This window comes from Actinoplanes sp. NPDC051405 (assembly GCF_055586185.1).
On sequence record NZ_JBVJIR010000015.1, the window covers coordinates 209,201 to 233,803 of the forward strand.

Sequence of the window (24,603 nt, forward strand, 5' to 3'; positions counted from 1 at the left end):
TTGCACCTACGATCGGGCGGTGCCGACTATCGATTCGCATGACGCCGCCCTCGCCGCCGCCGCTGACGTCGCCGCGGCGCTCGCCCCGGGGGTGATCCAGCGCGACCGGGACGGGGCTGCCGCCGTACCGGTCGAGGCTCTGGCCGCCCTGGACCGCTCGGGGCTGCTCGCGATCACCGTGCCGGCCGCCGACGGCGGCCCGGCGCTGGGCCCGGTCACGCTGGCCGAGGTCACCCGGGTCCTCGCCGCGGTCGACCCGGCGATCGCCCAGGTCCCGCAGGCCCACTACCTGCTGGTCGACGTGCTGGCCGTGCACGGCGACGCGGCGCTGCGGGCCCGGCTGTTCGGCGACGTGCTCACCGGCCGCCGGATCGGCAACGCGCTGGCCGAGCGCGGCGGCAAGCACGCCCAGGACCTGTCCACCCGGCTGAAGGACGGCCTGCTCAGCGGCCGCAAGTACTACTGCACCGGCGCGCTGACGGCGGCCTGGATCGCGGTCAGCGCACTGGACGGCGACGGGCGGCTGGTGCTGGCCTTCGTGCCGCGCGACGCGGACGGCGTCACCGTCGACACCGACTGGGACGTGATGGGCCAGCGCGCCACGATCAGTGGCACCACGACGTTCGAGGACGTGCCGGTCGACCTGGTCCTGGACTACGCCGGCGCCTTCGAGGTGCCGCAGCAGCTGGGCGCGCGGGCCCAGCTCGTGCACGCGGCGATCGAGGTCGGCATCGCCGAGGGGGCGCTGCGCGACGCCACCGCGTACCTGCGGGAGAAGGCCCGGCCGTCCACCGAGGCCGTGCGCGCCGGTGCCGCCACGGCGGCGGGCGATCCGCACGTGCTGCACCGGTACGGCCGCACGGCGACCCGCGTCCGAGCGGCCGCAGCCCTGCTGCGGGAGGCGGCGGCCGTCCTCGAGGAGATCGGACTCGTCCCGGCCGACGCCGAGGCCGCCGCCCGCGGTTCCCTGGCCGTGGCCGCCGCCAAGGCGTTCGCCAGTGAGGTGGCGGTCGAGACGGCCTCGGAGCTGTTCGCGATGTGCGGCACCAGCTCGACGGCGGCGAAGTACGACCTCGACCGGCACTGGCGCAACGCGCGGACGCACAGCGTGCACGACCCGCTGGACTGGAAGTACCACCACCTGGCGGCCTGGGAGCTGGCCGGCGTGCAGCCGCCGAACCACGGCCAGCTCTAGCTACCCGGCCGGTCCAGCCGGTACGCGGCGAAGACGATCGGCGTGCGGACGGTGAAGCCGAGCTGCTCGTAGAGCCGGATGGCGCCGGTGTTGGTGCCTGCGGCGTGCAGGAACGGCACGTCGCCGCGCGAGCGGATGCCGGCCACCACCGCCCCGATCAGCCGCGTCGCCAGCCCGGCCCCGCGGTACGCCGGATCGGTGCACACCGCGCTGACCTCGGTCCAGCCGTCCAGCCGCATCCGTTCACCGGCCATCGCCGCCAGCACCCCGTCGCGCCGGATGCCCAGGTAGGTGCCCATTTCGGGGGTGCGCTTGCCGAAGGGCCCGGGCCGGGTCCGCTGCACCAGGTCCAGCATCTCGGGCACGTCGTCGGCGGTCAGCACCAGCGCCTCGGGATCGGCCGCCCCCTGCACGCCGGACCCGACCATCTGCACTCCCGGTATCCCGCCGACGTGGGTCCAGCCGGGCTGCCCGCCCAGTCCTGGCGCGGCCAGCAGCGGCTGGTAGTCCGCTCCGGCCAGCGCAGCCAGGTCCCGCCACGCGGCCGGGTCGGCGGGATCGTCGACGGCCGCGAACGGGCTGACGTCGCTCAGGTAGCGGACGCTGCGACCGTGCCGTTCGGCGAGGCCGGCGTGCGGGCCGGTGAGGGCGGCCCAGGCGGGGTTGTCCAGTACATGCACGCCGCCGATTCTGCCCGGTGCCGGGCCGCCGGGCGCAGGGATTTGTGCCGCCTGCCACAGTGGACCGTCCCGATATAGTCGGGTGTCGTTGCCGAGGGGGATCGGAGAACGCGTGGCGGAGCTGGCCCGGCCGGGGTCCGCGGTGGTGCGGTTCCGCGACAGCGGAGGCACGGTCGTCGGCGCCGGGTTCCTCGTCGGCAACGGCCTGGTCGTCACGTGCGCGCACGTGGTCGCGGCCGCTCTCGGCCGCGATGAGCAGCACCGGCCCGGCGGTCCGGTCGCCCTGGAGTTCCCGGTACGCGGTGAGCTCGGCCCCGCCCGGCGCACCGCCGACGTCATCGGCTGGACCCCGACCCGCCCGGACGATCGCGGTGACATCGCCGTGTTGCGCCTCGACGACGGCGTGCCCGAGGGAGTCCGGCCCCTGCCGCTGAGCCCCGGCCCGGCCTCGTCCGGTGCGGAGATCAAGGCCCTCGGCTTCCCGGACGACCTGTCCGAGCAGGGCGTCTGGGCGCACGGCCGGCTCCGCGACGAGCAGGCCACCGGCTGGCTCCAGGTCGACGCCGTCTCCGACGCCCGGGCGATCAGCCCCGGCTTCAGCGGCACCCCGGTGTTCGGTGCCGAGGCCGGCGCGGTCGTCGGCATGGTCGTGGCGGTGGTCGGCGACGCCCGGCACACCACGGCGTTCCTGCACCCGGTCCGGACGCTGCTGGCCGCGCACCCGGAGCTGCAGCAGGCGCAGGCCTCGCCGTACCGGGGGCTGGCCGCGTTCGCCGAGCGCGACGCCGAGTATTTCCGGGGCCGCGACCAGCTGATCGGGGACGCCCTCGGCAAGGCCGCCACGCATCCGCTGCTCGTGCTGATCGGGCCGTCCGGCAGCGGCAAGTCCTCGCTGGCCCGCGCCGGCCTGCTGCCCCGGCTGCGCGCGCGGGGCCGGACGGTCGTCACGGCCCGCGTGCTGCCCGACGAGCCGGCGGCCACCCTGCTGGCCCGGATCCTCGGGGAGCTCACCGGCTCGCCCGCCGACGAGCCCGAGCCGCCGGCCGACGAGCCCGAGCCGCCTGGCGACGAGCCCGAGCCGCCGGCCGGTCGCGTCGCGGAGCTGCTGCACGACCGGGACGGCCTGGTCCTGCTGGTGGACCAGTTCGAGGAGGCCCGCCCGGACATCGCCCGGACGGTCACCGGCTATCTCCACCGCCTCGCGGAGGCGGCCGGGACGCTCGCCGACGGGTCACCCCGGCTGCTGATCGTGGTGACCCTGCGCGGCGGCCAGCTCGACGCGGTCGCCACCGGGGAGACCGCCGTGGCCATGCAGGCCGGGCTGGTGCTGGTCGCGCCGATGACCGCCGGGCAGCTGCGCGCGGCGGTGACCGCGCCCGGGGCCGAGTTCGAGCCGGGCCTGGTGGAGCGGATCGTCGCCGACGCCGGTACGGAGCCCGGCACCCTGCCGCTGCTGGAGTTCACCCTGGACCGGCTCTGGCAGCGCCGCGAGCACGGTCTGCTCACCAACGCCGGCTACGACGAGCTGGGCGGGGTCGAGGGTGCGGTGGCCCGCTACGCCGACCGCACGTACGAGCGGGACCCGGTCCGGTCCCGCCGGCTGCTGGTGCTGCTGGCCGGCCCGGACGACGACGGGATGTTCCGCCGCCGCCCGCTGCGCCTGGCCGACCTGCCGGCCGGGCTGCGTCCCTCCCTGGACCGGCTGGTCGCGGCGCGGCTGGTCGTCGTCGGGCCGGGCGCCGCCGGGGAGCTCGTGGTGGAGCTCGCACACGAGGCACTGATCCGGGCCTGGCCCCGCCTGGGTGAGTGGCTGGAGCAGGACCGCGCCTTCCTCACCTGGCTCACGGAGATCCGCCGGGCCACCCGGCGCTGGACGCAGGGCCGCCGGGAGCCGGATGCCCTGCTGCGCGGGGCCGCGCTGACCACGGCAGCCCGCTGGGCCGAGGACCGGGGCGTCGATCTGGGCGCGGACGAGGCCCAGTTCGTCCGCGCGAGCGTGGCGCAGGACCACCGCCGGGCCCGCCGCCGCCGCAGTGTGACCGCCGCGCTGGTGGTGCTGACCCTGCTCGCCGGCGCGTTCGCGCTGGGCGCCCAGCAGCAGACCGGCGTGGTCCGCGACCAGCTGCGCACGGCGGTCTCGTGGCAGCTCGCCGACGACGCCGAGCGGTTCCGGCGCAGCGATCCGGCCACCTCGCTGCAGCTCGCCCTGGCCGCCTGGCACACCCAGCCGACCCCGGAGGCGTACGGCGCCCTGTTCACCCAGTACGCGACCTACGAACCGGTGGAGCGCCTGTTCACCGGCCTCACCGCCACTCCGGGCGCGCCGATCGCGTCGATCTCCACCAGCCGTGACGGATCCGTGGCCGTGGTGGTCGACGATTTCGGCGGCGGAACGGTCTGGCGTGGCCTCGCCACGGGCGACCCGCAACGGATCACCTTCGCGCCGGGCGCGGCCGGGTACACCGGCGGCGATTACCAGGTCAGCCCGTCCGGTCGCTATCTCGGCTATGCCAACGGCCTGGGCGGGGTCTTCGTCCGCGACATCACCCGGCCCGACCTGGCCCCCGTCGAGCTGGCGCCGACCGGACCAGACCGCGCGCACGGCCCCACGGTCGTCAAGTCGCTGCGTTTCGCGCCCGACGACAGCCGCCTGCTCGTGCTGCGGACGACCTTCGGGGAGACCAGCGCCGAGCTGCGGATGTGGGACCTGGCTACCCGCGCGGCGGTGCCGGGACTGCCGCCGACCGACGGCGAGCTGGTGCCGTCGGCGGCGTTCTTCGGCCCGGAGCCCGGGACCGTCGTGCTCAGCGCCTTCGACGTGGTCGCCGCGCACGATCTGACCGGCCGGCGCAAACCGCGGATCTTCCGGGGCGGGAAGAACAGGGTGATGGTGGCGGCCGGGGGTGCTCTGGTCATCTCCTGCGCCGACGGCACAGTCCCGGTCCGGGACATCGGCACCGGCAAGGTGGTGAGGACCGTCACGCTGCCGAGTTGCTCCGGTCTCGAGATGGACGCGGGCAGCGAGTTCGGCACGGTGGCCAAGGTTGAGGGTGTGGAGCGGGGGACCACCGCGACGGTGGTGGTGCTCGATCCGCGTACCGGGGAGGTGCACCGGGTGCCATCGCCGCCGGCCAACTTCATCACCGGGTTCACCCCGGTTGGGAGGCTGGCCGTCTACCGCGGACCCGACGGGGCGCCCGGTGCGCTGATCGCCGACGGTCCCCAGCTCTACCGCCTGCCGCTGGGTCCGCCGGTCACCCTGGACGTGCGGGGCGGCGACACCCTGGACCTGAGCGGGCGCACTTCGGTGACGCCCGACGGCGCTCATCGAGTGCGATTCGACAGACCCAGCGGGCGCATCACGGTCGTGCAGGCGCGCACGAAGCGGCTGGTCGCGACCACCACGGCCGAGCGCCTCCCGCAGATCAACACCTTCCTCGGCGTCCCGCACGCGATCACCGGCGACAGCCGGCGCCTGCTCACCGCCCACCACGGCGAGCTGGTCGTCTACGCGCTGCCGGCCCTGACCGTCGAACATCGCGCACGCCTACCGGTCCCGCCCGGTCTGGGACCGCTGCCGATCACCGACAACACGGTGGACGACTGGGGCGGCTCCGTCGTGCTGGTCGGGAACGACGAGGCCATCGTCCTGTACGCCGGCGTGCTGACCCGGTGGAACGTGGTGACCGGCGCACCCGTCGGCGAGCCGCTGGAGCTGCGTGCGGGCCAGGAGCAGGGAGCCCGTAGCCGGGCGGCGCAGCTGGCCTTCGCCTCGGGTCGCCGGCCGGGCCACCCCGACCAGATCGGGGTGGTGATGCCCGGCGACACGGTACAGATCTGGAGCCTCGACCGCCGCCGAGCCGTCGCCAGTTTCCGGGTGGACGCGACGAAGACCGCCGGCTCCGTCCTGTTCAACCCGGACGGCTCGCGCCTGGCCGTGAACCTGGAGCAGGGAGTCGTGGCGGTGTGGCCGGTCGGCGACCCGCATCGGACGCCGTGGCAGATCCCGATCGGCGTGGGCGCCGTGCCGCTGGGCTTCACCCCGGGGCCGGACAGCCACCTGGTCACCGTCGACAACGTGGCGGCCGCCGAGCTGAGCATCTGGGAGGTGCGCAGCGCGAAACGGGTGGCCACGCTGACCGCGCCGATCAGCAGCCAGCTCCGGCTGCGCGGCGACGAGCTCCGGGTGTTGTCCGACGGCTATGCCCGGCAGCTGCGCCTGGACCCGCAGCTGTGGTACCGCAGGCTGTGCGAGCTGGCCGCCCGGCCCTACACCCCCGAGGAAACCCGGCTGCTGCGTGAGCGGAAGGCCCCGGTCAGCCGTCCCTGTCCGTAGCGTCACCGGCATGAGTGCAATCGCCGTCACCGGCGCGACCGGCCAGCTCGGGGGCCGGGTCGCCCGCCGTCTCGCCGCCCGGGGCCTCGCGCAGCAGCTGCTGGTCCGCGACCCCGCCCGCGCACCCCAGCTGCCCGGAGCCACTGTCACCCGGGCGAGCTTCACCGACCGTGACGCCGTCCGGGAGGCCCTCGACGGCGTACCGGTCGTGCTCATGGTCTCGGCGTCGGAGAGCGAGGAGCGCGTCGAGCAGCACCGCACCTTCGTCGACGCCGCGGCCGCTGCCGGGGTGGGCCATCTCGTGTACGTCTCGTTCGTCGGCGCCGCCGCCGATGCGACGTTCACCCATGCCCGCGACCACTGGCACACCGAGCAGCACATCCGGGCCACCGGGCTGCCGTTCACCTTCCTGCGCGACAACCTCTACGCCGACTTCCTGCCGTACCTGGCCGGGACCGACGGGGTCATCCGGGGACCGGCCGGCGACGGCCGGGTCGCCGCTGTCGCCCAGGACGACATCGCCGACGCGGCGACCGCGGTGCTGACTGATGCCGCGGCCCACGCCGGCCAGACGTACGACCTGACCGGTCCGGATGCGCTGACCCTGCACGAGATAGCGGCCCTGCTGTCGGTCACCTACCAGCCCGAGACCGTGCCCGAGGCGTACCGGTCGCGGAGCTCGTCGGGCGCACCCGGCTGGCTGGTCGACGCGTGGGTCTCGACCTACACCGCGATCGCCGCCGGTGACCTCGCCGCGGTCACCGATGCGGTGCCGCGCCTGACGGGCCGTCCCGCCACCTCGGTGGCGGAGGTGCTAAAGCGGTAGCGCCCGCCGCCCGCCCGCTCTACGGTGGCGGGGATCAGCGGAGCCCAGGGAAAGGGACGGACATGCGAGGAACCGGTGTGTTCAGGCCGTCCATCCGTTCCCTGACCTCCGAGGATCTCCTTGCCCACGCTCAATCTCGGCATCCTGGCGCACGTCGACGCCGGTAAGACCAGCCTCACCGAGCGCCTGCTCTTCGCCCACGGCGCCGTGGCGGCGCTCGGCAGCGTCGACGCCGGCAGCACCACCACCGACAGCGGCGCGCTCGAACGCGAGCGCGGCATCACCATCCGTTCCGCCGTGGCGTCGTTCGCGCTCGGCGACCTGCGGGTCAACCTCATCGACACCCCGGGCCACCCCGACTTCATCGCGGAGGTGGAACGCGCCCTGGCCGTGCTCGACGGCGCGGTGCTGGTGCTTTCCGCCGTCGAGGGGGTGCAGGCGCAGACCCGGGTGCTGATGCGCTCGCTGCGCCGGCTGGGCATCCCCACGCTGATGTTCGTCAACAAGGTCGACCGGGCGGGCGCGCGCGGTGACACCCTGCTCGCCGAGATCCGGACGAGGCTGCGCGTCGACGTGGTGGCCCTCAACGCCGTCCGGGACGCGGGCACCGTCACCGCGGACATCGTGCCGCGCGAGTGGGAACGCGACGCCGCGGAGGCCCTCGCCGACCACGACGACGACCTGCTGACCCAGCTGGTCGACGGCCGCGTACCGGACCCGGCCCAGGTCCGCCGGGCGTTGGCGGCGCAGACGGTCGCCGGTCAGGTCCATCCGGTGTTCTTCGGCTCGGCGACCACCGGCGCCGGTACCGGCCCGCTGGCCGACGGCATCGCCACGCTGCTGCGACCCCGCCCGGTGATCGCGACCGGCACCCGCGGCGTGGTGTTCGCCGTCGAGCGCGACCCCGGCGGCGAGAAGGTCGCCTACCTGCGACTCTTCTCCGGGGTGGTGCGGCCCCGGCAGCGGGTCGTGCTGCACCGGCCCCACCCGGACGGCACGACCGGCGAGATCCGCGGCCGGATCAGCACCCTGCAGGTCGTCGGCGGTGCGGAGACCGAGCTCGCCGCCGGGGCCATCGCCCGGGTACACGGCCTCGGCGGCGTCCGGGTCGGTGACCGGCTCGGACCCGCCGGTGACCACGGACGCGCGCCGCAGTTCTCCCCGCCGAGCCTGGAGTCGCTGGTCCGGCCGCGCGACCCGGCCCAGCAGGTACAGCTGCACGCCGCGCTGACCGACCTGGCGGACGAGGACCCGCTGATCCGCGTCCGCACGGTGCCCGGTGGCGGTACGTCGGTGCTGCTGTACGGCGCCGTCCAGCGCGAGGTGCTGGCCGACCGCCTGGCCCGCGACTTCGGGCTGGCCGCGGAGTTCGGTGAGATCCGGCCGGTCTACTTCGAGCGGGTTGCCGGCACCGGCGAGTGCGTGGTCGCGTTCGACCCGCGCCGGCCCAACGACTTCTGGGCCACCGTCGGGCTCCGCGTCGAGCCGGGACCGCCGGGTTCCGGGCTGCGCTTCCGCCGTGACGTGCAGCCGGGAGCTGTCCCGAAGGCCTTCCACCGGGCGACCGAGGAGGCTGTACGCCGCACGCTGGAACAGGGGCTGCGCGGCTGGGAGGTGGTCGACTGCACCGTCACGGTCATCCGTACCGGCTACAAGGCGCCGTCCTCGACGGCCGCTGACTTCCGCGGCCTGACCCCCGTCGTGCTGTTGCGGGCCCTGCGCGAGGCCGGGACCCGGGTGTGCGAGCCGTGCCAGGCCTTCGAGCTGGAGGTGCCCGCCGTGGCGCTGAACGCGGTGCTCGGCCGGCTGGCGGCCCTCGGCGCCGACGTCACCGGCTCGGCCGAGCGGGCGGAGTCGTGGGTGATCACCGGGCTGCTGCCGGGGCGGCTGATGCACGAGCTCTCCGCCGCCCTGCCCGGGCTCACCCACGGCGAGGGCGCCCTGTGGAGCCGGCCCGGCCCCGATCGGCCGCTGCGCGGGCCCGCACCGAGCCGGCCGCGCTCGGACGGCAATCCGCTCAACTACGAGGAGTACCGGCGCTTCCTCAGCGCCCGGCCGCCTCAGGCCGCGACGCCCACCACACCGAGCAGCGGCGGGATCTCGGCCGGCCACAGCGGCCGGGCGAACAGGTAACCCTGGCCGTACGGGCAGCCCATCCGCTCCAGCAGCTCGCGCTGGGCGCCGTCCTCGATGCCCTCGGCGACCACGGTCAGGTCCAGGTTGCGGGCCAGCGTGACGATCGCGTTGACCAGCGCGCGCTGCTGCGGGCTGGCGGTGATGTCGTCGATGAACGACTTGTCGATCTTGAGCACGTCGACCGGCATCTGCCGCAGGTAGCTCAGCGAGGAGTAGCCGGTGCCGAAGTCGTCGATGGCGATCCGCACGCCCAGCTCACGCAGCACCCGCAGGTCGGCCCAGACCTGCTCGACGTCGCGCAGCACCAGGCTCTCGGTGATCTCCAGCAGCAGCCACCCGGGCTGCGCGCCGGCGTCGGCGATGGCCTGCCGGACGTGGTCCACGAAGCCGGGGGTGCGGAACTGCCGGGCCGAGACGTTCACGCTCACGTAACCCAGGGCGAGCCGCGGGTCGGCGGCGTGCCAGGCGGCGAACTGGCGCAGCGACTCGCCCAGCACCCACGCGCCGATGCCGACGATCGCGCCGCTCTCCTCGGCCAGGTCGATGAAGTGGTACGGCCCCAGCAGCCCCCGCTCCGGGTGCTGCCAGCGCACCAGCGACTCGACCCCGACCACGGCCTGGGTCGTGACGTCCACGATCGGCTGGTACTGCAGCACGAACTGCCGGGCGTCGATCGCCTCCAGCAGCGAGGTGCGCAGCTCGAGCCGCTCGACCATGGCGGTGTGCAGGTCGCTCTGGTAGCGCTGCCAGGTCCCCTTGCCCGCGCCCTTGGCCAGGTACAGCGCCAGGTCGGCGTGGCGCAGCAGCTCGGTCGGGCTGGTCGCGTCGTGATTGGTGGCCACGCCGACACTGGCCGCGCCGTTGACGATGTGCGTACCGCCGAGACCGTCGCTCACCTCGACCGGCGTGGACAGCGCGCTGATGATGCGGGCCGCCACCTCCTCGGCGGCGCTGGCGTCGGCGGCGTGCGCGACCAGGATGGCGAACTCGTCGCCGCCCATCCGGGCGGCCGTGTTGCCCGGCCCGATCGCCTGGGCGATGCGCTGGCCGACCGCGACCAGCAGCTGGTCACCGACGGCGTGCCCGAGGGTGTCGTTGACCTCCTTGAAGTCGTCCAGGTCGACGAAGAGCACCCCGAGCTCGCCGGCGCCGCTCTCGGCGAGCACGAACGCGTGGTCGAGGCGGTCGCGGAACAGCACCCGGTTGGCCAGCCCGGTGAGGCCGTCGTGGAAGGCCTGGTGGGCCAGGTCGTTCTCCAGCCGGCGGCGCTCGGTGACGTCGCGGACGGTCAGCACCACGCCCGCGACGGTCGGGTCGGCGCGCAGGTCGCGCCCGCCGCACTCGACCTGGAGCAGGCGCCGGTCCGCGCAGACGGCGGTGAGGTCGATGCCGTCGGCGTGCCCGCGTTCGGTGCGGATCCGCACCAGGGCGTCGGCCAGGGCGTCGTGGTGGGTGTCGGCGATGAGCATGGCCAGCGGGGTGCCGGTCAGGTCGGTCCAGCCGAAGACGGTGGCGGCGGACGGGCTCGCGTACCGGATCCGGTCGTCGTCGCCGATGATGAGGATGACGTCCGACGCGCTCTGGATCAGGGTCCGGAAGTAGGCCTCGCCGTCGCGGCGGCTGATCTCGCCGGCCAGGCCGATCCGCTCGACGACCATGGTGACCTGGTCGAACAGCGCCTCTACGGCCGGCCGCAGCGAACGCAGCGTGGGCGTCGGGGCGGCCAGGTGGACCGAGCCGCGCTTGGGCGGGTTGCCGGGCAGGATCATGACGGCGTGCAGGGCGGACTCGAAGCCGTACTCGGGCGCCGGCACCAGGCTGACGCCGAACTCGACGGTGCCGCCCTCGGTCAGCGGCGTCTTCTCACCCACGATCAGCTCGTAGCGGCGCTCGGCGGGCATCAGCATGGCGACGGCGGCCCGCACGGCCGCCATGATGTCGTCCTCGGTGGTCGCGGCGGCCAGATCGGCGTTGGCGCGGCGCAGTGCGGTCTCGCGCAGGTTGGTCTGGCGCTGCTCGGCCAGCAGGTCCCGGACCCGGCCCATGACCAGCAGGAACATCAGCGCCGAGCCGGCCGCGATGACCGGGGCGTCGACCACGCCGCCGTTGAGGTACTCGGCCAGCAGCACGGCGGGCGCGATCAGGGTGGCGATCGAGAGCAGCAGCAGGCGGCGCCCGCCGGTCTCGACCCGGGTGCAGGCCGGCGCCCGGTCGTCGGTCAGCCAGATCATCGACGGGTGCAGCGCGGCGTAGCCGGCGCCCGCGTAGAAGACGATCCAGCCCAGGTCGATCGGGCCACCGACGATCCAGTCGCTGTCCAGGCGGCCCAGGCCGTAGACGACGTCGGAGACCAGCACGCCGACGATCGAGGCGGCCAGCCAGCTCACCGCCGGCGGCTTGCGCCCGGCCGCGGTCAGCAGCCGGATCATCATCGCCAGGGCCAGCACGTCACCCAGCGGGTACGCGACCGAGACGGCCTTCTCCACCAGCGTCAGCTCGGTCGCCCGGGTGTACGGGGCGATCATGTAGACCCAGGAGAGCAGGCCCAGGCTGACCGTGGGGACGAGCGCGTCGAGCAGCGCCGCCCGGTTGCCCTCGCCGGAGCGGGCCCGGATGAACAGCGTCAGCGCGGCCGCGAGCAGCGGGTAGACCAGCAGGTACAGCACGTCCGAGGGGCCCGGGAACGGCGCGTCCAGCTCCAGGGCCTCTTGGGCGTAGTAGATGATGTCGCCGCCGACGAAGAAGACCAGGGCGACGGAGAGCAGATACCAGGGCAGGGCCCGCGACGGCCGGTGCGCGCGGACGCCCAGCACGATCGCGGCCGCGCCGGACAGCCCGATCAGGCCCCAGGTGAAGACGTGCAGGCTGGGCCAGAGGTAGTAGACCGCGGTCAGCACGGCGAACCAGACGGCGAAGCAGGCGCGAACAATTCGCGTCGTCATCCGGCCTCCGTTCGGCGGACTGCGGGCAGGTCACCTCTCCCATCGGCGGCGATCGGGTCGGCTTGAGACGGTTTACGCCCAGATCTCCGTACCGGTGGTGACGGTCCGGTCGGTGTCGGCCGCCTCCTCGACAGCCAGCGCGATCAGGTGGTCCTGTGCTCCGTCAGCCAAAGGGTAGGGCGCGGGGGCGGTGCCGCGCACCCATGCGGCGGTGGCGTCCAGCAGGGTGGCGATGGCGATCTCCTCATCGCTCCAGCGCCGGCCCGGGTAGGGGTTGCGGTACAGCACCTCGCCGCCGAGCGTGATGGTGTCCGTGTCGAAGCCGTCCAGGTCCAGGTCGTAACCGGTCTGCCGGCGTACCAGGGGCGACCGCACCAGCGTGCGCGGCTCGCTGAGCCGGATCACCTCGTCGTCGCGCAGCTCACCGTGGCTGCCCCGCACCAGCAGCCGCCGGAAGCGCAGCTGGTTGTGCCACTGGTTGTCGGTGAAGTCGTAGAGCCCCGAGCGGCCGTCGCCGAAGTCGAGCGTGGCGATGGTCGTGGTGGCCGGCCGCGGGTCGGGGTCGTCGGTCCAGCCGTCGCGGGTCAGCGGGTCGACCAGCGGGGCGGTGCTGCGGCTGGCCCGGACCGTGACCGGGCCGCGGCCGACGCCGAGCAGCCCCCGCATCAGCGAGATCGCGTGGTACTGGTGGGTCGAGGAGACCTGCACCTGGGTCGGGGTGCCGATCAGCCCCGCCCGGACGGCCGCCGCCCGGGCCGCGTGCGAGGGCATCAGCAGATACTGCTCGGCCACCTGCACCAGGCCCGAGTCGCCGACGGCGGCCCACAGCTCGCGCAGGCCGGCGGCGTCCGGGGCCGGCGGCGTCTCGGCCAGCACCGGCAGGCCACCCTCGACGGCCTCGACGACCACGCCCGGAGTGACCGGCCAGGGCACCGCGGTCACCACGAAGTCCGGGGCGGTCTCGGCCACGCACTCGGCCAGCGACGCGAACGTCGGCACGGGCAGCTCCCGCGGGGACCGCACCACGGCTCCGGCGCACCGCACGCTCTCGAGGCCGGCCGCGAGCCGCCAGAACATCTCGGCGCGCCAGCCGGCGCCCACCACTGCGAAGGAGGTCACCGGCGCACTTTAGCGGCCCGCGACCGCGCCGGTGGAGTCCCTGACGACCAGTTCCGTGGCCAGCTCGACGTGCAGGGCGTCCAGGGCGTGCCGGTCCAGCAGCCGGGCCAGCAGCGTGACGGCCATCCGGCCCAGCTCGGCCAGGGGCTGGCGCACGGTGGTCAGCATCGGGCTGGTGGCCCGGCTGAGGTCGATGTCGTCGAAACCGGCGACGGACACGTCCCGCGGCACCCGCAGTCCCCGCTCGGCGGCGGCCTGCAGCGCGCCGACGGCGGCCTTGTCGTTGAAGCCGACCACTGCGGTGGGCCGTTCGGGCAGATCCAGCAGCTCGCCGGCGGCCCGGCGCCCCCACGCCACGGTCGGCTCGACGTGCCGGATCAGCTGCGGTGCGCCGATCACCCCGGCGTCGGCCAGTGCCGCCGCGTGCCCGGCGAGCCGGGCGTCGCTGGCCAGCCACTCGCGGGGGCCGGCCACCACTCCGATGCGCCGGTGGCCGAGGCCGGTCAGGTGGGCGGTCAGACTGCGGGCCCCCGCGGCGTGCGCGGCGGAGACGGCGGCGACGTCGCGGGGCGGGGGCAGCCGCGGGTCGACCACGACGAACGGGAACCGCCGGCCGCGCAGCGTCTCCAGGTCGGCAGCCGGTTCGGGCGGCAGGATCAGCACGGCCCCGGCGATGCCCGCCCGTCCGGGCAGGCCCGGCAGCACGGGGGAGTGCTGGGCGGCCTCGCCGGCGCTGAGCAGCAGGGGACGGTCGTGCAGCTGCAGCGTCTCGGCGATCGAGGACACGATGATGCCGAAGTAGTCGGTCAGCCGGTACGGGCAGCGGACCAGCACCGCCCCGGGGATCGACCGGCCCGGGCCCCGCGGCCGGGGACCGGGCCGGTCCAGCCGGGCGACCGTGCTCTCGACCAGCTCGCGGGTCTCGGCGGTGACACTGCCCCGGCCGTTGAGCACGCGCGACACGGTGGCGATGGAGACCCCCGCCGCCGCGGCGACTTCCCGGACGGTACTCCGGCCGGTCCGTGTTACATCGGTCTGTTTCACAGAAAGGACGGTAGCAGCGCCGCAGATCGGTTGACAGAAGGGTTTCGGGATTGTTTCCTGTCGATGGCGGCGGATCCTCTTGTTCCATCTGTTACAGGGTTGGGGAGCGAGCCATGAGACGGCGAGCATTCGGGGCGGCGGCCACCGCTGTCCTGTTGATATTGACCACGGCACCCGCACAGGCCCACGGCGGCCGGGCCCCCGAGGCCCGGGTCTGGGTCACCACGGTCGACCGGGCGGAGCAGCTGCACGAGCGGGCCCCGGTCGCGTTCAGCCGCGGCGGCAGCCCCGGGACCACCATCACGATCGACCCGGGCACCCGCTACCAGAGCATGGACGGCTTCGGTGCCTCGCTGACCGACTCCGCCGCCAGCGTGCTCTACCGCCTCGACCCGGCGGCACGTGAGCAGGCGATGCGGTCGCTGTTCGACCCGCGCACCGGGATCGGCGTCAGCTTCCTGCGCCAGCCGATCGGCTCCTCCGACTTCACCGCCGCGGCGGCGCACTACAGCTACGACGACGTGCCGGCCGGGCAGACCGACTTCGGCCTGCGGCACTTCAGCATCGACCACGACCGGGCGCAGATCCTGCCGCTGCTGCGCCGGGCCAGGCAGCTCAACCCCGACCTCAAGATCATGGGTACGCCGTGGAGCCCGCCCGCCTGGATGAAGACGACGGACTCGCTGATCGGCGGGCACCTCAGGGACGACCCCAAGATCTATGACGCGTATGCCCGCTACCTGGTCGCCTTCGTGAAGGCGTACACCCGGGCCGGAGTGCCGATCGACTACCTCACGGTGCAGAACGAGCCGCAGAACCGGCACGACGGCGGCTACCCGGGCGCGGCCGTGCCGGTGGCGCAGGAGGCCAAGGTCATCTCGGCGCTCGGCCCGCTGCTGCGCCGGGTCAGCCCCCGTACCAGGATCCTGGGCTACGACCACAACTGGACCACGCACCCGGGCGACGTCGCCACCACCCCGGCCGGTGAGGACCCCGAGACCGACTACCCGTACCGGTTGCTGGACAGCCCGGCGGCCAAGTGGATCGCCGGGACCGCGTACCACTGTTATTCGGGGGATCCGAGCGCCCAGACCGCGCTGCACGAGGCCCACCCGGACAAGGGCATCTGGTTCACCGAGTGCTCGGGCTCGCACGGCCCCACCGACACCCCGGAGCAGATCTTCCGCGGCACGCTGACCTGGCACGCCCGCACCCTGACCATCGGCACCACCCGCAACTGGGCCAAGTCGGTGGTCAACTGGAACATCGCCCTGGACAGCACCGGCGGCCCGCACCTGGGCGGCTGCGGCACCTGCACCGGGCTGCTCACCCTGCAGGCCGACGGCACGGTGACCCGCGACGCCGAGTACTTCACCATCGGGCACCTGGCGAAGTTCGTCCGCCCCGGCGCGGTCCGCATCGCCAGCACCTCGTTCGGCACCACCGGCTGGAACGGCCAGCTCATGGACGTGGCGTTCCGCAACCCGGACGGCTCCACCGCCCTGGTGGTGCACAACGAGAACGACGACCCGCGCACCTTCGCGGTCGCCGTCGGGGACCGGTCGTTCGAGTACACGCTGCCCGGCGGCGCCCTGGCCACCTTCACCTGGCCGCGCGGTCTCACCTCGGAGCTGGACCTCGTGCCGCTGACCGGGGCCACGGCGACGGCCTCCCCGGCGGGGGAGACCCCGGCGGCCGCGGTCGACGGCGACGGATCCACCCGCTGGTCCAGCGGCGCCGCGCAGCAGCCGGGCCAGTATCTGCAGGTCGACCTCGGCCGTATCCGCACGTTCCGCCGGGTGGCCATCGACAGCGGCGCCAGCACCGGCGACTACGCCCGCGGCTGGGAGCTCACCGCCAGCACCGACGGCACCCACTGGCGCACCCTGGCCCGCGGTACGGGCACCGGTCAGCTCACCAACGTCGACGTCCGGCCGACCCGGGCCCGCTACCTGCGGGTCACGTCGACGGGCAGCAGCGGGAGCTGGTGGAGCATCGCGGATCTGCGGTTGTACCGATGATCGCTTGACCCGGCCCCTGGGGCAGGCGGCACCCTGAACGCCTGCCCCGAGCGGCCCGGTCCGACGATCAGGAGAAATGTGATGGAGATCCGTACCCGTGACGTGCCCGAGCAGCACGTCGTCACCGAGCAGCGCAGCGTCGACCAGGCGGCCCTCGAGGCCTGGCTGCCCGGCGCGATGGCCCGCGTCGCGGCGGCCGCCACCGAGGCCGGTGGCGTGCTCGGCACGGGCGCGTGGACCTACCTCGACCGTCCCGGTACCGAGGAACCGGTGTTCGTGGTCGTTTACGAGGGCAACCCGAACGAGGGGGAGACCCCGGTCGAGGTCTGCGCCCCGATCGCGGACGCCACCGCCGCGACGCGCACGATCCCCGCGCACCGCGAGGCGTACGTGCGGGTCACCAAGGAACAGGTCGTCACCGGCGCGCTCGGCGGCGTGTACGAGGCCATCGAGAAGTGGATCGGCGAGCAGGGCCTGGTCGTGGCGGCGGCACCGCGGGAGACGTACTGGACCGACTTCCCTGCCGCGGGGGCGCAGGACCCGGTCTTCGACGTCTCCTTTCCGGTCGCCGCCCGTGGCTGAGGAGCTGTCCGGACTGCTGACGACCGGCGAGTTCGCCCGCCGGTCCCGGCTGTCCGTCAAGGCCCTGCGCCTGTACGACCGCAGCGGCCTGTTACGCCCCGCCGAGATTCAGCCCGGTAACGGCTACCGGCGCTACGCCGAGCACCAGCTCTACGCGGCCCGGCTGATCGTGCTGCTGCGCCGCCTGGACATGCCGCTGTCGCAGATCGCCGAGATCCTCGGGGCCGGCGGCGCGGCGGGCGGGGAGCTGCTGGCCCGGTACTGGACGGACGTGGAGCGGCGGCTCGCGGCCCAGCGCGACCTGGCCGACCGCCTGGTCCGCAGCCTCGCCGGGGAGACCGGCGCCCCGCCCGGCGACTGGCCGGTGGCCACCCGCGAGGTGCCCGCCCAGGTCGTGCTGACCGAGCAGCGCTACGTCACCTCCACCGAGCTGAGCTGGACCCGCGAGGCCGCCGCCCGGCTCACCGCCGTCGCCCGGCGGCACGGCGGCCCGGCCGGACCCCGCTTCGTGGTGTTCCACAACGAGGTCAGCGAGGACAGCGACGGACCGGTCGAGGTCTGCGTGCCCGTCGCCCCCGGTGCGGTCGACCCGATGGTGGCCGCGACCCGCCATGAGCCCGCGCACCGCGAGGCGTACATCCCGGTGATCCGCGGCCACTTCGAACCGCCGCAGATCCTGTCGGTCTACGACGCGGCGCGCCGCTGGGTCCGCGAGCGCGGCCTGCTGATCACGGCACCCCCGCGCGAGGTGTACGCCTACCCGGCCGACCTGGACCACGGCGCCCCGGACGACCTGATGTGTGACGTGGCAGTCCCGTACGCCTGACCACACCCGCGTTTGCCGCCAGGGCTCCCGGGCATCTGCGGCACCGTGACGAGTACCCGGGATGCCCACCGCTGGAAGGCGATGTCCGTCGCCCTGGTCGCGGGGTTCATGACCCTGCTCGACGTGAGCATCGTCAACGTGGCGCTGCCCTCAATCCGGGCCGACCTCGACCTCAGTTCGGGTGGCCTGCAGTGGGTGCTGTCCGGCTACGCCCTGACCTTCGGGCTGCTCCTGGTGCCCGCCGGCCGCTTCGGCGACGCCCGCGGCCGCCGCAACGTGTTCATCGCCGGCCTGGCCGTCTTCACCCTGGCCAGCGCCGCGGCCGGGCTGGCCACGAGCGCGATCTGGCTGATCGTGGCCCGCCTGGTCCAGGGCGCCGCCGCCGGCGTGGTCAATCCGCAGGTGTCCGGCCTGATCCAGCAGCTGTTCCGCCCGGCCGAGCGGGGCCGCCCGTTCGGCCTGCTCGGCGCGACCATCGGCATCTCCACAGCGGTCGGCCCGCTGCTCGGCGGCCTGCTCATCCAGGTCTTCGGGGCCGAGTCGGGCTGGCGGTGGATCTTCTTCATCAACGTGCCGATCGGCGCGGCGGCGATCCTGCTCAGCTACAAGTGGATCCCGGTCCGCCGCGACGACCAGCGAAAGCGCGAGAGCCTGGACCCGGTCGGCGTGGTGCTGCTCGGCGTCGCCGTACTGCTGGTCCTGCTGCCCCTGGTCGAGGAGCGCGAATGGCAGGGCCCGGCGAAGTGGCTGCTGCTGGTCGCCGGCCTGGTCCTGCTGGGCGGTTTCCTGGCCTGGGAGCGCCGGTACGCCCGCCGCGAGACCCCGCTGATCGAGCTGAACCTCTTCAAGGTCCGCTCGTACGGCCTGGGCGCGCTGATCGGCCTGCTGTACTTCGCCGGCTTCACCACGCTGTTCTTCATCTACACGCTCTACCTGCAGAACGGCCTGGGCTACAGCGCGCTGCTGGCCGGGCTGGCGATCACCCCGTTCGCGCTGGGCTCGGCGGGCGCGGCCGCGCTCGGCGGCCGGATCGTCAACCGCTACGGCCGCCCCCTGGTGGCCGTGGGCCTGGCCCTGGTCGCGACCGGGCTGGCCGGCACGGTCCTGGCCCTGGATCTGGTCCCCGGCACGAACGGTGGCTGGGCCGCGGCGCTGCCGCTGCTGGTGGCGGGCGTAGGCAGCGGCCTGGTGATCAGCCCGAACCAGACCCTGACGCTGGCCGAGGTGCCGGTCGAGCGGGCGGGCAGCGCGGGCGCGGTCCTGCAGACCGGCCAGCGCATCGGTACGGCGATCGGCATCGCCGTGGTCGGCGCGGTCTTCTTCAACCGGCTGGCGTCGACGAACAACAACTGGTCGTCGGCGCTGCGCACGGCCCTGCTGGTGACTATCGGTCTCGTGCTGGTGGCGCTGGTCGCGGCCCTGGCCGACGTGGTCGCCGCCCGCCGCGCCGCCGCCCACGAGGACCACATCCCCGACCGGGAACCCCAGCGCGTCGGCTGACCCGCAAGATCCCTGGAACTTTCCGGCGACGGCGAGCGACTACGGAACCGGTTGTCTCTCTCCCGCGAAGGTGGTTCTCGGCGTGCGTAACAGGTTCCGGATGACGACGATCGGTGTGCTGGCAGGGCTGGGGGTGCTGGTCGCGGCCGGGCCGGCGGCGGCGCACGTCGAGGTGAGCGCCGACAAGAACCGGGCCGGGGCCACGGACGTGACCCTGACCTTCCACGGCGAGGCCGAGAACCCGTCCGGCATCAAGAGTGAACGGGTGGTGCTGCCGGCAGGCATCGCTCCGGCCGACGTGACCCTGGTGAAGGCGCCGGCGGGCTGGACCTTCCAGGCGACCGCGGACGGCTTCACGGTGGGCGGCAAGGCGCTGGCGTCGGGCCAGGACGCCGAGTGGAAGGTCAAGGTGGCCAAGCTGCCCGACGGCGAGACGCGGCTGTCGTTCAAGACCCTGGAGACGTACGCGGACGGCGAGGTGTCCCGCTGGATCGAGGTCCAGGAGGAGGGCAAGGAGGAGTCGGACAACCCGGCGCCGCTGATCAAGCTCAAGCCGGGCCCGTCGACCGCGCCCGCGACCACCAGCGCCGCACCCTCGGCCGCCCCGTCGGCCACTGCCTCCGTCGCCCCGGCCGCCTCGGCGGCGCCTACGGTCACGGCCACGATCCTGGCCGAGCCGGTGTCCGAGGCGGGATCGTCGCTCTGGTGGCTCTGGGTGCTGATCGCCGTCGTCCTCGGCGGCGCGGCGCTGGCCACGGTGCTGATCCGCCGCCGCTCGACCCCACCCGCGAACTAGCCCGGCGCCACGTCCGGGCCGCGGGCCAGGCGCGGTCCGGACTTCGCAGAGGCCGCGGCTCCGATACCGCCCGTTTTGCAGGTCCGCGGCGGGTCGGGCCGCCGGGCCGTGCGCGGCCCGGACGTCGCAGCGGCCCGGACGTCGCAGCGGCCCGGACGTCGCAGGAAGCCGCGGCTCTGGTTGCCGCCCGTTTGCAGGCCCGCGGCGGGTCGGGCCGCCGGGCCGTGCGCGGCCCGGACGTCGCAGCGGCCCGGACGTCGCAGGAAGCCGCGGCTCCGGTGGCCGCCCGTTTGCCGGTCCGCGGCAGGGCCCAATCACGAATGGCGCGGCCTGCTTGCCGGCCCGGCCACCTGAGAAACCGCGGTCCCGGTGCCGCCGGCGAACCAGCCCCGCCCGATGACCGGGTTGCGGTGAACGGCCCGGAGGCTCAGCCCGCGAGGGCGTCGACGAGGCGTCGTGCCGATCCCGCGAGGTTCCAGCGCTCGGCCAGCGCGAGCAGCGCGTCCGGGTCCTTCGGGGAGGTGGGCAGCGCCGGGTCGAACGCGGGCAGCTTGACGTCCAGCGCGACCTTGCAGACCGGCAGTGCGGCCGCCAGATAATCCCGCGCGGAGTCGAGCTTGGTGCGCAGGCCCGGGGCGAAGCCGGCGTCCTTGTCGTCCAGCGCGGCCAGGATCTGCTCGACGCCGCCGTAGCGGGTGATCAGCCGGGCGGCTGTCTTCTCACCCACGCCGGGCACGCCGGGCAGGCCGTCGCTCGGGTCGCCGCGCATCGCCGCGAAGTCCGCGTACCAGCGGGCCGGGACGCCGTACTTGGCCTCGACCGCGGCGTTGTCGCTGTCCTCCAGCTTGGCGACGCCGCGGCCGCAGTAGAGCAGGCGGGTGCCGCGGGTGTCGTCGACGAGCTGGTACAGGTCGCGGTCGCCCGAGACGACCTCGACCGGGGCGGGCTGGGTGGCGGCGAGGGTGCCCAGGACGTCGTCCGCTTCGTACCCGGGGACGCCGAAGGCCGGGATGCCGACCGCGGCCAGGACCTCGAGCAGGACCGGGACCTGCTTCTCCAGGGCCGCGGGCACCTCCTCGACCTGACCGTGGGCGACGCGGTGCTTCTTGTACGACGGGACGAGCGCGACCCGCCACGCCGGGCGCCAGTCGGCGTCCAGCGCGCAGACCAGGCGGTCCGGGTGCCGGGTGCGGATCAGCTGGGCGATCATGTCGAGGAACCCGCGGATGGCGTTGACCGGCTCACCCGCCTGCGTGCGGGCCGCGGACTCGGGGATGCCGTGGAACGCGCGGAAATACAGGCTGGGGGCGTCGACCGCCAGCAGAGGTCGCTGAGTCACGGGTCCCAACCTAGTGCCAACCACCGACACTTCCGCGGGCGCGCCGGGGCCTGAGGCTGACGGGAAACCAAACGACCGTTAAGCTGGTTGGTGTGACGGTCGAGCGGATGCTGCCAACGGACGAGGCGTACGAGTTGCTGGGCCTGACCCGGGAGATCGCCGACGGCGAGCTGGCTCCCCGGGTCGCGAAGTACGAGCAGGAGGGCCTGTTCCCGCGCGACGTGCTGCGGACGGTCGGGCGTGCCGGCCTGCTGGGCCTGCCGTACCCCGAGGCGGACGGCGGCGCCGGTCAGCCGTACGAGGTCTATCTCCAGGTCCTGGAGATCCTGGCCGGCTCCTGGCTGGCCATCGCCGAGGCCGTCAGCGTGCACACGCTGTCGTGCTATCCGATCTCCGCGTACGGCAGCGAGCGCCAGCGCAAGTCCCTGCCGGAGCTGCTCGGCGGTGACCTGCTGGGCGCGTACTGTCTCTCCGAGCCGCAGGGCGGCTCCGATGCCGCCGCCCTGACCACCCGGGCGGTGCGCGACGGTGACGACTGGGTCGTCACCGGCACCAAGGCCTGGATCACCCACGGCGGCCAGGCCGACTTCTACAACATCTTCTGCCGCACCGGCGGCCCCGGCCCGGCCGGGATCTCCTGCATCGTCGCCGACGCCGACACGCCCGGGATCCTGCCGCAGCTGCCGGAGAAGACGATGGGCCTGCGCTCGTCACCGCCGGCCCAGATCGTCTTCGACGACGCCCGGGTGCCCGTCGAGCGCCTGGTCGGCGAGGAGGGCCAGGGCTTCCGCATCGCCATGCAGGCGCTGGACGCGGGCCGGCTGGGCATCGCGGCCTGCGCGGTCGGCCTGGCTCAGGCCGCGGTCGACTACGCCGCCGGGTACGCCCGCGAGCGCATGCAGTTCGGCCGGGCGATCGCCGAGTTCCAGGGCGTCGGCTTCATGCTGGCCGACATGGCCACGCAGGTGTCGGCGGCTCGCGCGCTGCTGCTGAACGCGGCCCGGCTCAAGGACGCCGGCCGCCCGTTCTCGGTGGAGGCGGCCAAGGCCAAGCTCTTCGCCACCGATGCGGCCATGCGGGTGACCACCGACGCGATCCAGGTGCTGGGCGGGGCGGGCTACGTCAGCGACCACCCGGTGGAACGCTGGTTCCGCGAGGCGAAGGTGCTGCAGATCGTCGAGGGCACCAACCAGATCCAGCGCCTGGTCATCAGCCGATCGCTGACCCGCGGCTGAAACGGGTTCGTTACCGGGCGGCCACGACCGGTATCTTGTCGCGGTGGAAGAGATCGACCGGGCGATCGTCGGCGCCCTCACCGTGGACGGCCGGCTGTCCTACACCGATCTCGCGGAGCGGGTCGGCCTGAGCGTGTCGGCGGTGCACCAGCGGGTACGCCGGCTGGAACAGCGCGGCGTGATCAGTGGATACACGGCGAAGGTGTCGTACGAGGCGCTGGAGCTGCCGCTGACGGCGTTCGTGGCGATCCGCCCGTTCGACCCGTCGCAGCCCGACGACGCACCGGAACGGCTGGCCCACCTGTCGGAGATCGACTCCTGCTACTCGGTGGCGGGGGAGGACTTCTACCTGCTTCTGGTACGGGTGGCGAGCCCGGCCGACCTGGAACGGCTGCTGCAGGAGATCCGCACGGCGGCGAACGTCACGACGCGGACGACGGTGGTGCTGAGCACGCCGTACGAGAACCGGCCGCCGCGGATCGCTCCCGCCGTCAAGCCGGAGGCATAGTGTCCTAGGACGCTGTAGGCGGGGTGCGCGGCGCCACACCGGTCACTTCATCTCGGCCCTGGAGGACCCGCTCGACATGCCGATCGTGGTGGTCGACTACGTGGCCTCGCAGGTCGAGGTGGCCGACCCGTCGTGTGTAGAGGCGCACCTGGACGCAAGCCGACCTGCCCGGGTGACGACGCTGCGCGATGACGTGGCCAGCGCCCGGAAGGCGGCCGAGACCGGCTGTATGAAGCTCTGGCCGGGGTGGTCACGGCGGAGCAGGCCGGCGACCTGGACCAGATCTTGCGGGTGCCGGAGGGACAGCGCCGTTCCCAGCTGGACTTGTGGCGGCGCGGGCCGAACACCCCGACCGGTCGGGGCTGGGTGAAGTCGCTGGACCGGGTGGCGCAGATCGCGACCGATGACGCCCTGGAACTGTTCGACGTGTTCCTGACCGGCGAGCTGATCGGCCGGGCCGGGCGCAGCTCGGACAAGGAGAAGCTGAAACGCGCTCGCACGGTCAGGCCCGGCACGCCGGGGTCATGTCGGCGGCGGTGCAGGTGCTGTTCGAGGCCGACACCTGGGCGAGGCGGTGCCCTTGGCCGTGGTGTGGGACGCGCTATCTGGACCGGGCGCTGACCGACCTGCGCGGGCAGGGCTACCCGTTCCTCGATGACCGCACGCAGGCGATGTACCTCGCCGGGTTGGACCGCCTCCGGATGGAGGAGCCCCCACGCACGAATGCGTGAGGGCTCAGGTCACCTTGCTCAGACCAGCTTCATCTTCCAGTGCTGCAACGGGTGCCCGGTCCACGCCCAGTTGCCCACCGGGCTACCGTTCCCGAGACCGCCCGACGCGAAGGCGTCCATGTGGTTGTTCGGCCCGCCCAGCTGCACCGCGAAGATGTGGGCGCCGATGCTGGTGTTGAGGGCACTGCGGAACCGCTGACCGGGACTGTTCACGCAATCCCACAACACGTACTGGAAGCCGTTGACACCGCCGGTGTTGGCTGGGTAGTCCAGGCAGCGGAGGCCGCCGTCGTCCACCGGTCGACGTTCGTTAACGATTCTCAACTGCCAGTCCTTGGCGTTGAAGTCCTGGTAGACCTTCCACTTCGTACTGATCCCGCCGTTGCATTCCCACAAGCCAACCTTGTTGCCGTTGAGGCCGCCACCGTTGAAGTGTGCGTCCAGGCAGGTGTTGGTGTAGGCGTTCCGGAGCTCGTACCGCCCCAGCAGGACCCACCTCTCGGCGGCCTGAGCCGGACCGCCCACGGCGGTCACCAGGCCGGTGGCGAACAGCACCGCCACCATCAGTCCTCTCGTGAATCGCATGCGTATTCCCCTTTCCGGCACCTCGCCCCCGGTGGCGGCGCCGCCGAGTATCCGGGATTTCTTGGTCATTCTGGATCTCCTTCGATACGGTTTTCGACGTGCCGGATTCAGTCTTCGCCGACATCTGGGGCCCGGCCGCCCCGGCTCGTGCCGTCAGGGCGTGCCGTTGAGTGTTGGGCGTCGTTTCCCGGCCTTGGTGAGG

At 73.6% G+C, this 24,603-nt stretch carries 18 protein-coding genes; 12 read left to right on the forward strand and 6 right to left on the reverse strand.

The window, feature by feature from the left end; genetic code table 11:
- Positions 1-19: 19 nt before the first annotated feature.
- On the forward strand, positions 20-1,195 hold the full coding sequence (locus tag ACZ6S4_RS30110; protein ID WP_465478140.1) for an acyl-CoA dehydrogenase family protein: 1,176 nt from the start codon (positions 20-22) through the stop codon (positions 1,193-1,195).
- On the opposite strand, the gene ACZ6S4_RS30115 is transcribed toward ACZ6S4_RS30110, so the two are convergent.
- The gene (locus ACZ6S4_RS30115; RefSeq protein ID WP_465478141.1) at positions 1,192-1,875 is read right to left on the reverse strand and encodes a GNAT family N-acetyltransferase; all 684 of its coding nucleotides are present in this window, start codon (positions 1,873-1,875) and stop codon (positions 1,192-1,194) included. The genes ACZ6S4_RS30110 and ACZ6S4_RS30115 overlap by 4 nt on opposite strands.
- Before the next feature lie 112 nt (positions 1,876-1,987).
- On the opposite strand from ACZ6S4_RS30115, the gene ACZ6S4_RS30120 reads away from it, so the two are divergent.
- The 3 genes from ACZ6S4_RS30120 to ACZ6S4_RS30130 all read left to right on the forward strand — a co-directional run bounded on the left by ACZ6S4_RS30120 (position 1,988) and on the right by ACZ6S4_RS30130 (position 9,170).
- Positions 1,988-6,211, forward strand: a complete 4,224-nt coding sequence (locus ACZ6S4_RS30120; RefSeq protein WP_465478142.1) for an nSTAND1 domain-containing NTPase — start codon at positions 1,988-1,990, stop codon at positions 6,209-6,211.
- Positions 6,212-6,221: 10 nt separating this feature from the next.
- Entirely contained in the window at positions 6,222-7,037 is an 816-nt protein-coding gene (locus ACZ6S4_RS30125) for an SDR family oxidoreductase (protein ID WP_465478143.1), read from the forward strand.
- 120 nt (positions 7,038-7,157) lie between these two features.
- Entirely contained in the window at positions 7,158-9,170 is a 2,013-nt protein-coding gene (locus tag ACZ6S4_RS30130) for a GTP-binding protein (RefSeq protein ID WP_465478144.1), read from the forward strand.
- Here the strand turns inward: ACZ6S4_RS30130 and ACZ6S4_RS30135 are convergent.
- From ACZ6S4_RS30135 to ACZ6S4_RS30145, 3 genes are all read right to left on the reverse strand, one after another.
- Entirely contained in the window at positions 9,098-12,115 is a 3,018-nt protein-coding gene (locus tag ACZ6S4_RS30135) for a putative bifunctional diguanylate cyclase/phosphodiesterase (RefSeq protein WP_465478145.1), read from the reverse strand. The two genes, ACZ6S4_RS30130 and ACZ6S4_RS30135, sit on opposite strands and share 73 nt — an antisense overlap.
- 72 nt (positions 12,116-12,187) lie before the next feature.
- Positions 12,188-13,234 (reverse strand): Gfo/Idh/MocA family protein, encoded by a 1,047-nt coding sequence (locus tag ACZ6S4_RS30140; RefSeq protein WP_465478146.1) that lies wholly within the window; start codon positions 13,232-13,234, stop codon positions 12,188-12,190.
- 9 nt (positions 13,235-13,243) lie between these two features.
- Complete coding sequence (locus ACZ6S4_RS30145) at positions 13,244-14,278, reverse strand: LacI family DNA-binding transcriptional regulator (RefSeq protein ID WP_465478147.1); 1,035 nt, start codon at positions 14,276-14,278, stop codon at positions 13,244-13,246.
- 113 nt (positions 14,279-14,391) lie between these two features.
- Between ACZ6S4_RS30145 and ACZ6S4_RS30150 the strand changes: the two genes are divergently transcribed.
- The 5 genes from ACZ6S4_RS30150 (at position 14,392) to ACZ6S4_RS30170 (ending at position 20,003) form a co-directional block, all read left to right on the forward strand.
- Entirely contained in the window at positions 14,392-16,299 is a 1,908-nt protein-coding gene (locus ACZ6S4_RS30150) for a discoidin domain-containing protein (RefSeq protein WP_465478148.1), read from the forward strand.
- 81 nt (positions 16,300-16,380) lie between these two features.
- Positions 16,381-16,881: a GyrI-like domain-containing protein gene (locus tag ACZ6S4_RS30155; RefSeq protein ID WP_465478149.1), complete on the forward strand. Its 501-nt coding sequence runs from the start codon at positions 16,381-16,383 to the stop codon at positions 16,879-16,881.
- On the forward strand, positions 16,874-17,707 hold the full coding sequence (locus ACZ6S4_RS30160) for a MerR family transcriptional regulator (protein WP_465478150.1): 834 nt from the start codon (positions 16,874-16,876) through the stop codon (positions 17,705-17,707). Before ACZ6S4_RS30155 ends, ACZ6S4_RS30160 begins: the two co-directional genes overlap by 8 nt.
- A gap of 45 nt (positions 17,708-17,752) precedes the next feature.
- Entirely contained in the window at positions 17,753-19,207 is a 1,455-nt protein-coding gene (locus ACZ6S4_RS30165) for an MFS transporter (RefSeq protein WP_465478151.1), read from the forward strand.
- A gap of 82 nt (positions 19,208-19,289) precedes the next feature.
- Positions 19,290-20,003: a DUF1775 domain-containing protein gene (locus tag ACZ6S4_RS30170; protein WP_465478152.1), complete on the forward strand. Its 714-nt coding sequence runs from the start codon at positions 19,290-19,292 to the stop codon at positions 20,001-20,003.
- Between the two features lie 427 nt (positions 20,004-20,430).
- Here the strand turns inward: ACZ6S4_RS30170 and ACZ6S4_RS30175 are convergent, their stop codons facing one another.
- Entirely contained in the window at positions 20,431-21,342 is a 912-nt protein-coding gene (locus ACZ6S4_RS30175) for a 5'-3' exonuclease (protein WP_465478153.1), read from the reverse strand.
- A gap of 92 nt (positions 21,343-21,434) precedes the next feature.
- On the opposite strand from ACZ6S4_RS30175, the gene ACZ6S4_RS30180 reads away from it, so the two are divergent.
- The 3 genes from ACZ6S4_RS30180 (at position 21,435) to ACZ6S4_RS30190 (ending at position 23,816) form a co-directional block, all read left to right on the forward strand.
- A complete protein-coding gene (locus ACZ6S4_RS30180) occupies positions 21,435-22,577 on the forward strand; it encodes an acyl-CoA dehydrogenase family protein (RefSeq protein ID WP_465478154.1) in 1,143 nt (380 codons plus the stop codon).
- A gap of 43 nt (positions 22,578-22,620) precedes the next feature.
- The gene (locus tag ACZ6S4_RS30185; RefSeq protein WP_465478155.1) at positions 22,621-23,085 is read left to right on the forward strand and encodes an Lrp/AsnC family transcriptional regulator; all 465 of its coding nucleotides are present in this window, start codon (positions 22,621-22,623) and stop codon (positions 23,083-23,085) included.
- A gap of 524 nt (positions 23,086-23,609) precedes the next feature.
- A complete protein-coding gene (locus ACZ6S4_RS30190) occupies positions 23,610-23,816 on the forward strand; it encodes a hypothetical protein (RefSeq protein WP_465478156.1) in 207 nt (68 codons plus the stop codon).
- Between the two features lie 18 nt (positions 23,817-23,834).
- Here the strand turns inward: ACZ6S4_RS30190 and ACZ6S4_RS30195 are convergent, their stop codons facing one another.
- On the reverse strand, positions 23,835-24,470 hold the full coding sequence (locus ACZ6S4_RS30195) for an RICIN domain-containing protein (protein ID WP_465478157.1): 636 nt from the start codon (positions 24,468-24,470) through the stop codon (positions 23,835-23,837).
- Between the last annotated feature and the right edge of the window lie 133 nt (positions 24,471-24,603).